The 12603-nt window shown below is 67.6% G+C and carries 13 protein-coding genes; 10 read left to right on the top strand and 3 right to left on the bottom strand.

The window, feature by feature from the left end:
- The first annotated feature begins 448 nt into the window (after window positions 1–448).
- The 3 genes from CIW53_RS10915 to CIW53_RS10905 are packed head-to-tail and all read left to right on the top strand — an operon-like array spanning window position 449 to window position 3118.
- A complete protein-coding gene (locus tag CIW53_RS10915) occupies window positions 449–1015 on the top strand; it encodes a sigma-70 family RNA polymerase sigma factor (protein ID WP_242451859.1) in 567 nt (188 codons plus the stop codon).
- The gene (locus CIW53_RS10910) at window positions 1012–1674 is read left to right on the top strand and encodes a ChrR family anti-sigma-E factor (RefSeq protein WP_149364738.1); all 663 of its coding nucleotides are present in this window, start codon (window positions 1012–1014) and stop codon (window positions 1672–1674) included. The genes CIW53_RS10915 and CIW53_RS10910 overlap by 4 nt, the downstream gene beginning before the upstream one ends.
- 31 nt (window positions 1675–1705) lie before the next feature.
- Window positions 1706–3118, top strand: a complete 1413-nt coding sequence (locus tag CIW53_RS10905; RefSeq protein ID WP_149364737.1) for a deoxyribodipyrimidine photo-lyase — start codon at window positions 1706–1708, stop codon at window positions 3116–3118.
- 15 nt (window positions 3119–3133) lie between these two features.
- On the opposite strand, the gene CIW53_RS10900 is transcribed toward CIW53_RS10905, so the two are convergent.
- From CIW53_RS10900 to CIW53_RS10890, 3 genes are all read right to left on the bottom strand, one after another.
- Window positions 3134–4207, bottom strand: coding sequence for a sensor domain-containing diguanylate cyclase (locus CIW53_RS10900; protein WP_172969640.1), 1074 nt, complete (start codon window positions 4205–4207; stop codon window positions 3134–3136).
- Between the two features lie 14 nt (window positions 4208–4221).
- Window positions 4222–4542: a hypothetical protein gene (locus CIW53_RS10895; RefSeq protein ID WP_149364735.1), complete on the bottom strand. Its 321-nt coding sequence runs from the start codon at window positions 4540–4542 to the stop codon at window positions 4222–4224.
- 516 nt (window positions 4543–5058) lie between these two features.
- A complete protein-coding gene (locus CIW53_RS10890) occupies window positions 5059–5547 on the bottom strand; it encodes a TspO/MBR family protein (RefSeq protein ID WP_149364734.1) in 489 nt (162 codons plus the stop codon).
- Window positions 5548–5776: 229 nt separating this feature from the next.
- Here CIW53_RS10890 and CIW53_RS10885 point away from each other — a divergent pair, with 229 nt between their 5' ends.
- From CIW53_RS10885 to CIW53_RS10855, 7 genes are read left to right on the top strand one after another with little or no spacing between them, the layout of a single operon-like run.
- Window positions 5777–6721: an acyl-CoA desaturase gene (locus CIW53_RS10885; protein WP_149364799.1), complete on the top strand. Its 945-nt coding sequence runs from the start codon at window positions 5777–5779 to the stop codon at window positions 6719–6721.
- A 3-nt stretch (window positions 6722–6724) separates the two neighbouring features.
- Complete coding sequence (locus tag CIW53_RS10880) at window positions 6725–8023, top strand: FAD-dependent oxidoreductase (RefSeq protein WP_149364733.1); 1299 nt, start codon at window positions 6725–6727, stop codon at window positions 8021–8023.
- The gene (locus CIW53_RS10875; protein WP_149364732.1) at window positions 8020–8820 is read left to right on the top strand and encodes a DUF1365 domain-containing protein; all 801 of its coding nucleotides are present in this window, start codon (window positions 8020–8022) and stop codon (window positions 8818–8820) included. The genes CIW53_RS10880 and CIW53_RS10875 overlap by 4 nt, the downstream gene beginning before the upstream one ends.
- 18 nt (window positions 8821–8838) lie before the next feature.
- Window positions 8839–10158 (top strand): cyclopropane-fatty-acyl-phospholipid synthase family protein, encoded by a 1320-nt coding sequence (locus CIW53_RS10870; protein WP_149364731.1) that lies wholly within the window; start codon window positions 8839–8841, stop codon window positions 10156–10158.
- Complete coding sequence (locus CIW53_RS10865; protein WP_149364730.1) at window positions 10155–10715, top strand: DUF2878 domain-containing protein; 561 nt, start codon at window positions 10155–10157, stop codon at window positions 10713–10715. The genes CIW53_RS10870 and CIW53_RS10865 overlap by 4 nt, the downstream gene beginning before the upstream one ends.
- Window positions 10712–11494 (top strand): DUF1295 domain-containing protein, encoded by a 783-nt coding sequence (locus CIW53_RS10860; RefSeq protein ID WP_149364729.1) that lies wholly within the window; start codon window positions 10712–10714, stop codon window positions 11492–11494. The genes CIW53_RS10865 and CIW53_RS10860 overlap by 4 nt, the downstream gene beginning before the upstream one ends.
- Window positions 11491–12567, top strand: a complete 1077-nt coding sequence (locus tag CIW53_RS10855) for a cyclopropane-fatty-acyl-phospholipid synthase family protein (protein ID WP_149364728.1) — start codon at window positions 11491–11493, stop codon at window positions 12565–12567. Before CIW53_RS10860 ends, CIW53_RS10855 begins: the two co-directional genes overlap by 4 nt.
- Window positions 12568–12603 lie beyond the last annotated feature (36 nt).

Raw genomic sequence — 12603 nt, 5'->3', positions numbered from 1 at the left:
ACCCTGAGCCAAGCCGGTGGTACACCGCCGGAAGGTGCAGAGACTACCTGAGGGCTTCAGTGCCCTTGATCACAGGCTCGAGCGTCCCGCACCCCACTCGCCGATGCCACTGCATCGCGCGAAGGGTGAAGAGATAGTCCGCTCCGAAGGGAAACCTCCGGGACAAGCGAATCCCTTGGTTCCAGGTTCGAGTCCTGGCGGGCCCACCATCCAGCAACGGATCACCTCCCAAGTCCCCAGGCCCCGGCGCTCCTTGGCTCCTGGCACGCGCCTGCCCCGATCGGATGAATCCGATTCCCCCGGTCTCACGTATGCCACCGGTAAGAAGCACGCTTCGTCGCTGGGCTGTCCAGCGACCGTCGCGAGCGGGAATTTGCGTATGATGCGTTCAGATCAATTTGCTGCCGAGGTGGCGCCCTTCCGGGCGCAACGAGCCGTGCCCCCTCCCGTGAGCAACGCCGTCCCGGACTCACTGTACTGGTCGACCCAGATGGCCGCGGTGTCGGCGCAGCGCGACCGCGCCAGTTTCATGCGCATCTACGATCATTTCTCGCCACGCCTGCAGCGCTACCTGCGCAATCTCGGCGTGCCCGAGTCGATGGCCGACGAACTGGTGCAGGAGGCGCTGCTGACGCTGTGGCGCAAGGCGGCCCTGTTCGACCCGGCGCGCGCCAGCCTCGCCACCTGGCTGTATCGCGTAGCGCGCAACCTGTACATCGATCACGTGCGCAAGGAGCCGCACTGGCTGCCGATCCAGGAAGGCCTGGACCGGCTCGACCACCTCGAGTCCGCCCGGCTCGACTCGCAACCGGAGTCGTCCTTCGACCAGGACCTTCTGAGACAGGCAATCGATCGCCTCCCGCCAACGCAGGCCAAGCTGGTGCGCATGTGTTACCTCGAAAGCAAAAGCCACAGCGAGATCTCCGGTGAGCTGGCCATGCCGCTGGGTTCGGTCAAATCCTCGCTGCGGCGCGCGTTTGCGAAGCTGCAGGGCAGCATGAGGTCGCCGCGATGAAACCGCATCACCATCTCGACGACGCCACCCTGCTCAGCTACTCCGCCGGCGCGCTGCCGTCCGCGCTCGCCGTGGTCGCTTCCGCCCACCTGGAACGCTGCGCCCAGTGCCGCGAAGGCCTGGACGCCGCCGACCGGATCGGTGGCGTGCTGATGCAACAGCAACGCGTCGACGCGCCCACCGACGACGCCCGCGCGGCAATGCTGGCGCTGCTCGATGCCGAACCTGTGCTCGAACACCCGGCACAGCCGGCCGACATCGTCGAACAGGACGATCCGGATCGACTGCCGGGCGCGCTGCATCCGTGGTTCGGCAACTCGCTGCGCGCGCTGCGCTGGAAACGCGTGGCGCCCGGCGTGCAGCGCATCCGAGCCAGCGGCATCGGCGGCGGAACCCTGATGCTGCTGCGCATCGCACCGGGCAGCAAGCTGCCGCTGCACAGCCATGGCGGCAACGAGCTGACGATGATCCTGGACGGCGCCTACGACGACATGCTCGGCCATTTCGGCCCCGGTGACGTGGCCGATCTCGATGGCGAGATCAACCACCAGCCGGTGACCTCGCCCGGCGTGCCGTGCATCTGCGTGGCGGCCACCGATGCACCGCTGGTGTTCTCCGGCTGGTTCGCCCGCACGCTGCAACCGCTGTTCGGTTTCTGAGCGCCGTGCTTTTTCGACGGAGCGCGAGCCGATGAGCACCGCGCTGGTGCTGTTCCGGCGCGACCTGCGTGTGGCCGACAACCCGGCGTGGAGTGCGGCGTGTGCGAGCCACGCGCAGGTGCTGCCGGTTTTCATCCACGGCGGCGACGAAGGCCTGTGGTCGGCCGGTGCCGCCAGTCGCTGGTGGCTGCACCATTCACTGGCCGCCCTCGCTCGGCAACTGCATGACGCAGGTGCCGGCCTGCACCTGCGTCGTGGCGAGCCGCTGGATATTCTGCGGGCGCTGATCGCAAGCAGCGGCGCCAGCGCGGTGTACTGGAACCGGTTGTACGAGCCGGCCTCGATCGCCCGTGACACGCAGATCAAGAGCGCGCTGCAGGGTGACGGCATCGCGGTGCACAGCCACAACGCCGCGCTGTGGTGCGAGCCGTGGCAGATCGCCACCCAGCAAGGCCAGCCGTACAAGGTGTTCACGCCGTACTGGCGCAACCTGCGCCCGCAGCTGCAGGCGACCGGGCCGCTGCCGTCGCCACGCGTGCCGGGCTGGCGCGAATTGCCCGGCAGCGTTCCGCTGGCGGCACTCGAGCTGCTGCCGCGCATCGCCTGGGCCGATGGCCTGGCCGCCAGCTGGCAACCGGGCGAAGCCGGCGCGCAGGAGTTGCTGGAGATCTTCGCCGACGACGCCGTCGGCGACTACGCGCACGCACGCGACCTGCCCGCGCGCCATGGCACCTCGCGGCTGTCGCCGCACCTGCACTTCGGCGAGATCTCGCCGCGGCAAATTCACTTCGAACTCGATCGTCGCGCCCGCGCCATCGACGCCAAACGCCGACCCGACATCGAGCCGTACCTGCGCGAGCTGGGCTGGCGCGAGTTTGCCCATCACCTGCTGTATCACTTTCCGCATACGCCGACCGGCAACTTCAATCCGCGCTTCGACGGTTTCCCGTGGGCCTCTGCGGATCAGGCCTTGCTCGAGCGCTGGCAGCGCGGCCGCACCGGCATCCCGCTGGTCGACGCCGGCATGCGCGAGCTGTGGCACACCGGCTGGATGCACAACCGCGTGCGCATGATCGTGGGCAGCTTCCTCACCAAGAACCTGCGCCAGCACTGGCAGCACGGCGCGCGCTGGTTCTGGGACACCCTGGTCGATGCCGACCTGGCCAACAACACGCTGGGCTGGCAATGGGTGGCCGGCTGCGGCGCCGATGCCGCGCCGTATTTCCGGGTGTTCAATCCGGTGACGCAGGCGAAGCGTTTCGATCCGGATGGCGTCTATCTGCGGCGCTGGTTGCCGGAGCTGGCGGAGGCGCCGTTGGGGTTGCTGCATGAGCCCTGGAAGGATACCGCGCTGCTCCGGCGCAGCCGCTACCCGGCACCGATGGTCGAGCTGGGCCAGTCACGCCAGCAGGCGCTGGATGCCTACGGCGCGCTCACCCGCTGAGGCAGGGTCGGCTGCTCAGGTGTCGTCCCCGCCCGAGAGTGTCGCGCGGTCGCCACCGGCGGCCTTGCTGCGGTACAGCGCCCTGTCGGCGGCAGCGAGCAACTGGTGACGCGAACCGTTCTTGCTGTGGGCGATGCCAATGCTGAGTGTGGTATCGACGCCCAGGCCGGCGGTAATCGTCGCAAAATATTGCCGGATCAACTGCGCCCGACTGATCAGTTCCTCGCCACTGGCAGTGCAGATGGCCATGGCAAACTCGTCACCACCCAGGCGGGCAATCAAGTCCTCGCCGCGCACCGCCTGACGAAGCGATGCACCGATGGCGGCAAGCACCTCGTTGCCCATCTGGTGACCCATCGTGTCGTTGATCGTCTTGAAGCGATCGGCATCGATCAGCAGCACGCCGATGCCGTAACGAAGGCGGCCGGAGCGCGCCAGCGTGTCCTCCCAGCGGGCGACGAACGCGCGCCGGTTCGGCAGGCCGGTGAGGTCGTCGGTATGCGCCAGGTGGGCCATGCGCTCGACTTCGATCGCGTTCCGGCTGGCCTTTTTGCGTGCTTCTCGCGCCTCCTGCTCGGCAGCGACTGCCCGCGTCAGCGCAAGGGTCTTCTCGAGCTCGACCTGCAGCAGCTGCCGCACGGCGTCGGCAATGCATTGCAAGGCATCGACCTGGTCCTCGCTCAACTCGAGCGGGCGGCGGCTGGCGCCGCACACCGTGCCGATCGGGATGTCGCCAGCCAGGATCGGCACGGCCACGAAGCTCTTGATGCCCGCTGCCTGCGCGGCGCCGGTCGCCACCACGTCGCCGCCCACGTCCATGCTGGCCGCCTGGCCGGCGAGGAACATGGAGCGGCACATCGAGTCACGCCAGTCGGTCTGGCTTTTCTCGACGATCTGCAACTCCCCGGTGTTCAGGCTGAACAGCACGTCCTGCCGCTGCGCCTCCCAGTCAATCGCGGTCACGAAACTGGTTTCCATGCCGGTGATGTGCTGGATCACGCGCAGCAGAGGGCGAGACACGGTTTCCAGCGCCGACGATGGGTCGGCGCTGGACTGCGGCTCGGGCAAGGCGAGATCGGTACTGGACATGCGAACTCCTTGGCTCACCCAAGGCGTGTGCTGCATGGATGCGGCAACGACTCGATTGATGACCCATTGTGCGATTTTTCACTCGTTGCGCAATTCAGTATCGGCACGGCCACGAAGCTCTTGATGCCCGCTGTCTGCGCGTCGCCCGTCGCCACCACGTCGCCGCCCACGTCCATGCTGGCCGCCTGGCTTGCGAGGAACATGGAGCGGCAAATCGAGTCACGCCAGTCGGTCTGGCTTTTCTCGACGATCTGCAACTCCCCGGTGTTCAGGCTGAACAGCACGTCCTGCCGCTGCGCTTCCCAGGCAATCGCGGTCACGAAACTGGTTTCCATGCCGGTGATGCTGGATCACGCGCAGCAGAGGGCGAGACACGGTTTCCAGCGTCGACGATGGGTCGGCAATGGACTGCCGCTCGGGCAAGGCGAGATCGGTACTGAACATGCGAACTCCTTGGCTCACCCAGGGCGTGTGCCGCATGGATGCGGCAACGACTCGATTGATGACCCATTTTGCGATTTTTCACTCGTTGCGCAATTCAATAGCCGCGGTTGTCGCGCGACTCGCCTTGCGGTGAACATGAAGTGCTCACATCAGCCCAGCATGCGTGCGCCTGCGTGAAAGTTTTCCGACGACGAGGCGAATCCGTTCACCATGCAGGTGTGGTCCACACCTGTTGCTCAACCTCTTGCCCTGGCAGGAGCATCGCGGAAAAGGGCGCGGGCAGTGGGTCCTTCCCGAAGATGTCCCGCTCGTTCGATGGTCTTGTCGCCGGCTCCGCTGACCAGCCGGATGGTTCTTCGGCGCGCATCCGAAGCGGCTTGCGGTGCATGGGCACGGCTCCGGGCAACTCAGCCCAGCCAGCCCGGGTTGAGTTTCCATACGGCGAAATTCAGCGCCGCGGCGAAACTCACCCAGGCCAGGTACGGCAGCAGCAGGGCGCCCGCCAAGGGCCGCACGCGCCAGGAGGCGACCACGGTGGCCGCGATCAACAGCCACAACAGCACGATGTCGGCGAACGCCCATGCGCCCTGCCGCCAGCCGAAGAACAGCCAGCTCCACAGTGCATTGACCGCCAGCTGGAGCACGAACAGCCCGAGCGCACCGCGCTGGCGGCGCCAGCCGCCTTCGCGCCAGGCCAGCCATGCGGCGATACCCATCAGCGCGTACAGCAGCGACCACACCGGGCCGAACACCGACGAGGGCGGTGCCCAGGAAGGTTGCGCCATCTGCCGGTAGAAGGCGGCGGCCTGTATCGAGGCGGCCGCGCCGATCGCGGCGGCGGCGAAGCTGAGCAGCAGCCAGCCGAGCAGTCCGATGATCTGTCTGGTGCCTGACATGCGTATCTCCTGCTGGTGTGACCGGGTACGTGGACGGCGGCGTTCCGGATCCGCTTCATCGCACGGACGACGGTGATTCGACGTGAAGCCGGCGCGCTGCCGGCGCATGCATCCAGCGGGCCGCTTCCTGCGTATCTCTCACTGAACCGCTGACAGCCAGGTTGCCATGACCCTCCCCGATCCACCCGTGATTGCAACGCCTGAGCGGCTCGACACCTCGACCCTCGGCATGGCCGATCGTGCCAGTCCGCGGCGTTCGTGGCTGATGCGCGGCGTGCGGCGCTGGTTCGACACCAGCGCCGCGGTGGAAGTGGACGAGGCGCGCGAGGACCGCATCGACTGGCTGCGCGCGGCGCCGTTCGTGGCGATGCACCTGGCCTGCCTGGGCGTGATCCTGGTGGGCGTATCGCCGGTCGCGCTGATCGTTGCGGCCGCGCTGTACGCGCTGCGCATGTTCGCGCTCACCGGTTTCTATCACCGCTACTTCTCGCATCGCACGTTCCAGACCTCGCGCGCGGTGCAGTTCGTGTTCGCCACCATCGGCGCCTCCTGCGTGCAGCGCGGGCCGTTGTGGTGGGCGGCACATCATCGCCATCATCATCGCGTCACCGACACGCCTGCCGATCCGCATTCGCCGGGGGTACACGGCTTCCTGTGGAGCCATGTCGGCTGGTTCCTCACCCCGCGCAATTTCCGCACCGACCTGTCGCGGGTGCCTGATCTGGCCAAGTATCCGGAGCTGCGCGTGCTGGATCGCTACGACACGCTGGTGCCGGTACTGCTGGCCGTAGCCATGTACGGGCTCGGCGCGCTGCTGCAGCGCGTGGCGCCGCAGCTGGGTACCTCGGGCGGGCAGATGCTGGTGTGGGGGTTCTTCGTCTCCACCATCGTGCTGTTCCACGCCACCGTGACGATCAACTCGCTGGCGCACCGGTTCGGCAGGCGCCGTTTCGAGACGAAGGACGACAGCCGCAACAACGTGTGGCTGGCCCTGCTCACGTTCGGCGAAGGCTGGCACAACAACCATCACTTCTTCCCCGGCTCCAGCCGCCAGGGTTTCCGTTGGTGGGAAGTGGACCTGACCTGGTACGGCCTGAAACTGATGTCGATGCTGGGTCTGGTGCGCGGGCTGAAGCCGGTGCCCGCCTGGGTGCTGGCCAGGGCGAGGAGCTAGGCCATGCGCATCGCCGTGGTCGGATCGGGCATCGCGGGGCTGGCCTCGGCGTGGCTGCTGTCGCGCAAGCATGACGTGACCCTGTTCGAGGCGAACAGCTATTTCGGCGGGCACACGCATACGCATGAGGTGGAACAGGCCGACCGGCGCCATCGCATCGACAGCGGCTTCATCGTGCACAACCCGGCGCACTACCCGCTGCTGACGCGGATGTTCGCGCAGCTGGGCGTGGCCTCGCAGCCGACCACGATGAGCTTCTCGGTGCACAGCGAAGCGAGCGGGCTGGAGTACAACGCAGCCACGCTGGATACGCTGTTCTGCCAGCGCCGCAACCTGCTGTCGCCGCGCTTCCTGGGCATGGTGCGCGACCTCGCCCGCTTCTACCGCGAGGCCCCGGCGCTGCTGCTGCAGCGTGACGACATGACCACGCTGGGCGACTACCTCGGCCAGCATGGCTACGGCGCGGCGTTTCGCGACGAGCACCTGATCCCGATGGCGTCGGCGCTGTGGTCGTCGCCGCCCACGCAGATCCTCAAGTTTCCGGCGCGCTACCTGGTGCAGTTCATGGCCAACCACCAGATGCTGCAGCTCAGCGACCGGCCACAGTGGCGCGTGGTTCAGGGCGGCTCGTCGACCTATGTGGCCGCGTTGCGCGCGCACTGGCCGGTGCACGAGCGGCTGAACTGCCCGGTGTTCTCGATTCGCCGCCACCACGACGGGGTCGAGGTGGACAGCGCCGCCGGCAGCGAGCGCTTCGAGCAGATCGTGCTGGCCTGCCACAGCGACCAGTCGCTGGCCCTGCTCGCCGACGCGAACGAGCGCGAGAAAACGATCCTCGGCGCGATGACCTACCAGGCCAACGACACCGTGCTGCATACCGACGCCAGCGTGCTGCCGCGCCGGCGCAAGGCGTGGGCCGCGTGGAACGCCTGGCTGCCGCGCGATCCCGATGCCGCTTGCACGGTCAGCTACTGCATGAACCTGCTGCAGGGCATCGACTCGCCCGAACCGTTCGTGGTCACGCTCAACCGCACAGCGGCAATCGACCCGGAAAAGGTGCTGGCGCGCATGCGCTACCAGCATCCGGTCTACACCCAGGCCGCGGTCAACGCGCAGGTGCGCAAGGCCGAAATCCAGGGCTGGCGCCGCACCTGGTTTGCCGGCGCGTACTGGGGCTGGGGCTTCCACGAAGACGGCATGCGCAGCGCGGTGGAAGTGGCCGCGGCGCTCGGCGTGCACTGGCCGCTGGGCGGGGGCCCGCTCGAACCGCTCGAAATGCACAAGCAGGAGCTGGCGGCATGACCGTGAAACCCGCCAGCACGAAACTGCAACTGGCCAGCGCGGTTTACGAGGGCGTGGTGCGCCATCGCCGGCATGCGCCGCACGCGCACGCGTTCGACTACCGCATGGCCCAGCTCTATCTGGACCTGGCCGAAGTCGAGCAGGTGTTCGCGAACCGCTGGCTGTGGTCCAGCGAACATCGCAACGTGGCGCAGTTCCGCCGCAGCGATTATCTCGGCCCGACCGAATTGCCGCTGGCCGAGGCGGTACGCCGGCGCGTCGAACAGGCCACCGGCCATCGCCCGGTCGGGCCGATCCGGCTGCTCACCCACCTGCGTTATGTCGGCCTGGTGTTCAACCCGGTCAGCTTCTACTACTGCTTCGCCGAAGACGGCGTGACCCTGGTGGCCGTCGTGGCCGAGATCACCAACACGCCGTGGAAGGAGCGCCACGCGTACGTGCTGCCGATCGAAAACGCGCAGGTACTCGGTCGCGGCCTTCACTGGAGCTTTCCCAAGACCTTCCACGTGTCGCCGTTCATGCCGATGGACTGCGAATACGACTGGCGCTTCACCGTGCCGGGCGACGACCTGCGCGTGCACATGGACGTGAGCCGCGGCGGCCAGCGCACGTTCGACGCCACCTTGACCCTGCAACGCCGTCCGCTCACCGGCGCGTCGCTGGCGCGCGTGCTGTGGCGCTATCCGCTGATGACCGCGCAGGTGGTGGCTGCGATCCACTGGCAGGCGCTGCGCCTGTGGCTGAAGCGCAACCCCGTCCACGACCATCCGTCCCTGCATTCCCATGATCCGGACTGAAGAGTCCCGAGACCTGACATGAACGACATCGGCAGCACCCTCCCGGGCGGGAACGCCCCCTTCGGCGCCATCGACCGCTTCCTGCGCCAGCGACTGCTCGACCGGATGAGCGGACTGCGCCACGGCCGGCTGGTGCTCAAGGACGCCTGCGGCACGGTCGAGCTGGGCGATCCGGCCAGCGCGCATCCCGACCTGCAGATCCACCTGCACGTGCTGGACCCCGAGTTCTATCGCGCGGTGGCGCGCAACGGCAGCGTCGGTGCCGGCGAGTCGTACATGGACGGCCACTGGCGGTGCGACGCCCCCGGATCAAGTCCGGGGCAAGCCCTGGTCGGCCTGATCCAGCTGCTGCTGCGCAACCGCGACCTGCTCGACGGGCTGGAAAGCGGGCTGGCCCGCCTCGGCGGCATGGCGATGCGCGGCTGGCATGCGCTGCGCCGCAATACCCGCAACGGCAGCCGCCGCAACATCGCAGCGCACTACGACCTCGGCAACGATTTCTTCGGCCTGTTCCTGTCGAGCGACCTGATGTACTCGTCGGCGATCTGGACCGATCCGGCCGACACGCTGGAGACCGCCTCGGCGCGCAAGCTGGAACGGATCTGCCGCAAGCTGGACCTGCAGCCCACCGACCGGGTGATCGAGATCGGTACCGGCTGGGGCGGCTTCGCGCTGTACGCGGCGACGCATTACGGTTGCCATGTCACCACCACCACGATCTCGCGCGAACAGCATGCGCTGGCCAGCAAACGCGTCGCGGCCGCCGGCATGCGCGCGCACGTGGAACTGCTGCTGGAGGATTACCGCGACCTCGACGGGCAGTACGACAAGCTGGTCTCGATCGAGATGGTCGAGGCGATCGGTGCGCCGTATCTGGACGTCTATTTCGAAAAATTGGGTGCCCTGCTGAAACCCGACGGGCTGGCCCTGCTGCAGGCGATCACCATCGAGGATCATCGCTACGCGCAGGCGCTGAAGTCGGTCGACTTCATCAAGCGTCATGTGTTTCCCGGCAGCTTCATCCCGTCGATCAACGCCCTGCTGGCGGCGAAGACCCGCACCAGCGACCTGGCCCTGATCCAGCTGGAGGACTTCGCCAGTTCGTACGCGTTGACGCTGCAGGCCTGGCGCGAACGCTTCATGGCGGAACTGGCGCAGGTGCGCGCGCAGGGTTTCGACGAGCACTTCATTCGCCTGTGGGAGTTCTACCTGGCCTACTGCGAGGGCGGCTTCCGCGAGCGCTCGATCGGCGTGGCGCAACTGCTGCTGGCCAAGCCCGGCAATCGTCGCGCCGCGCTGCTGCCGGAGATCAGCCGCCACGTGGAGCTGCCGGTATGAGTTTCTGGCTCAGCCTGCTCGGCTACCAGGCGGTCTGGTTCGCCGCGGTGATCGGTGCCGGCCACGGCCTGGTCTGGCCGGGCGTGCTCGGCATGCTGGTGTACGCCGGGGCGCAACTGCTGCTGGCGCGCAACGTCCGCGTCGACCTCAGCCTGATCGCGGCCGCACTGGTGCTCGGCTTCCTGTTCGACAGCGCGCTGATCCGCTGCGGCCTGGCCAGCTACGCCAGCGGTTGGCCCGGGCTGGCGCTGGCACCGGCATGGATCCTGGCATTGTGGGTGACTTTTGCGCTGACCTTCAGCCAGTCGCTGCGCCACCTGCAGAACCGCCTGTGGCTGGCGGCGTTGCTGGGGCTTCTCGGCGGTCCGCTGGCCTATCTCGGCGCGGCACGCGGCTGGCACGTGGTGACTTTTGCCGATCCGACGTGGCGCGGCTTGCTGGCGCTGGCCATCGGCTGGGCGCTGGCGACCCCCGCGCTGGCCTGGCTGGCGAAGCGCGTCTCGATGTCGTCGCGCACGACCGCTTCGTCCCGGCCGGCACGGGGGCATGCCGCATGAATGCCTGCTGGCAACTGCTGATCGTGTGGGCGCTCGCGGCGGCCATGATGAGCCTGGGCTGGCGCTGGCAGCGCAGCCGCGCCAATGCCGGCATCGTCGACGTGCTGTGGGCCGCGGGCGTGGGTGGCAGCGCCGTGCTGCTGGCGATCACCGGCAGCGGCACGCCGTGGGCGCGGCTGCTGCTGGCCGTTCTCGGTGGCCTGTGGGGCAGCCGTCTGGCCGTCCATTTGTGGCGACGGGTGCGCGGCGAGCCGGAGGATGGCCGCTACCAGAACCTGCGCGCCCACTGGCACGGCAGCCAGTGGAAGTTCTTCGCCTTCTTCCAGTTCCAGGCCTTGCTGATCGTGCTGTTCGCGCTGCCGTTCGTGGCAGTGGCGCGCAACCCGCACCTGTCCGGATGGTGGCTGTCCGCGGCAGCCGCGATCTGGCTGCTCAGCGTGATCGGCGAGGCGATCGCCGATGCGCAGCTGGCCGGTTTCCGCAACAACCCGGCCAACAAGGGTCGCACCTGTCGCGAAGGTCTGTGGCGTTACTCGCGCCACCCGAATTATTTCTTCGAGTGGCTGCACTGGTTTGCCTATGTCTGCCTTGTCGTCGGTTCGCCGATCGCCTGGCTGGCCTGGTCCGGCCCGCTGGTGATGTACGTGTTCCTGCGCTGGATCAGCGGCGTGCCGTACACCGAGGCGCAGGCGTTGCGCAGCCGCGGCGACGACTATCGCGACTACCAGCGCAGCACGCCGACGCTGATTCCATGGTTTCCAAAGAGGACTGAACGATGAACACCGTTGCTTCCCATGAACTGGCCAGCGAGCGCCCTGCGCCCGGCCTGCTGGGCATGGCCGAACGCGGCCGACTTCCCGATGCCCTGCTGCGCCAGGGCATTCGCCGGCTGTGCGCGCAACGCCTGCGCGAGGAACAGGCCGGCGGCCTCGACGCCCAGGCCGCGCGCTATGCCGAGCGCATCGCGATGCTGCGGCACAGCCCGGTGGCGATCCATACCGATGCCGCCAACGCGCAGCATTACGAGCTGCCGCCGGCGTTCTTCGAACTGTGCCTGGGCAAACGCCTGAAATACTCCAGCTGCTACTACCCGCGCGGCGACGAGTCGCTGCAGGAGGCCGAAGAGGCAATGCTGCGGCTGTACGGCGAGCGCGCCGAACTGGCCAACGGCCAGTCGATCCTGGAACTCGGTTGCGGCTGGGGTTCGCTGACCTTGTGGATGGCCGAGCGCTATCCCGGCGCGCGGATCACCGCGGTGTCCAACTCCAGGCCGCAGCGCGAACACATCGAGGCGCAGTGCCGCCGGCGCGGACTGTTCAACGTGCGCGTGCTCACCTGCGACGTGAATGCGCTGGAACTGGAAGCGGCGCAGTTCGACCGCTGCGTGTCGATCGAGATGTTCGAGCACATGCGCAACTACGACGTGCTGATGAAACGCATCGCTCTGTGGCTGCGACCGGGCGGCAAGCTGTTCGTGCACATCTTCGCGCACAAGACCGCGATGTACCCGTTCGAGACCACCGGCGACGACAACTGGATGGGCCGGCACTTCTTCACCGGCGGCCTGATGCCGGCCTCGGACACGCTGCTGTGGTTCCAGTCGGCGCTGAACATCGAGCAGCGCTGGCTGGTCGACGGCACGCATTACCAGCGCACCGCCAACCACTGGCTGGCCAACCAGGATGCCCATCGCGAGCAGGTGATGCAGGTGCTGGGCCAGGCTTATGGCGCCAGGGCCGCACCACTGTGGTTCCAGCGCTGGCGCATGTTCTGGATGTCCTGCGCCGAACTGTTCGGCTACGCCGACGGCCAGGAGTGGCTGGTCGCGCACTACCGCTTCGTGCGGCCATGACTCCACGTTCCTTACCACCACCTTCGTCCGGAACGA

The sequence above is a fragment of the Rhodanobacter sp. T12-5 genome (assembly GCF_008329435.1).
Classification (GTDB): Bacteria; Pseudomonadota; Gammaproteobacteria; order Xanthomonadales; family Rhodanobacteraceae; genus Rhodanobacter.
This window is presented reverse-complemented; position numbering and strand designations above follow the sequence as displayed.

What these genes read in the sequence shown, in the direction of transcription:
- CIW53_RS10880 (WP_149364733.1), top strand. Translation starts at nt 6,725, where the DNA reads ATGCGCATCGCCGTGGTCGGATCGGGCATCGCGGGGCTGGCCTCGGCG.
- CIW53_RS10900 (WP_172969640.1), bottom strand. Translation starts at nt 4,207, where the DNA reads ATGTCCAGTACCGATCTCGCCTTGCCCGAGCCGCAGTCCAGCGCCGAC.
- CIW53_RS10910 (WP_149364738.1), top strand. Translation starts at nt 1,012, where the DNA reads ATGAAACCGCATCACCATCTCGACGACGCCACCCTGCTCAGCTACTCC.
- CIW53_RS10890 (WP_149364734.1), bottom strand. Translation starts at nt 5,547, where the DNA reads ATGTCAGGCACCAGACAGATCATCGGACTGCTCGGCTGGCTGCTGCTC.
- CIW53_RS10875 (WP_149364732.1), top strand. Translation starts at nt 8,020, where the DNA reads ATGACCGTGAAACCCGCCAGCACGAAACTGCAACTGGCCAGCGCGGTT.
- CIW53_RS10905 (WP_149364737.1), top strand. Translation starts at nt 1,706, where the DNA reads ATGAGCACCGCGCTGGTGCTGTTCCGGCGCGACCTGCGTGTGGCCGAC.
- CIW53_RS10870 (WP_149364731.1), top strand. Translation starts at nt 8,839, where the DNA reads ATGAACGACATCGGCAGCACCCTCCCGGGCGGGAACGCCCCCTTCGGC.
- CIW53_RS10865 (WP_149364730.1), top strand. Translation starts at nt 10,155, where the DNA reads ATGAGTTTCTGGCTCAGCCTGCTCGGCTACCAGGCGGTCTGGTTCGCC.
- CIW53_RS10855 (WP_149364728.1), top strand. Translation starts at nt 11,491, where the DNA reads ATGAACACCGTTGCTTCCCATGAACTGGCCAGCGAGCGCCCTGCGCCC.
- CIW53_RS10860 (WP_149364729.1), top strand. Translation starts at nt 10,712, where the DNA reads ATGAATGCCTGCTGGCAACTGCTGATCGTGTGGGCGCTCGCGGCGGCC.
- CIW53_RS10895 (WP_149364735.1), bottom strand. Translation starts at nt 4,542, where the DNA reads ATGGAAACCAGTTTCGTGACCGCGATTGCCTGGGAAGCGCAGCGGCAG.
- CIW53_RS10885 (WP_149364799.1), top strand. Translation starts at nt 5,777, where the DNA reads ATGGCCGATCGTGCCAGTCCGCGGCGTTCGTGGCTGATGCGCGGCGTG.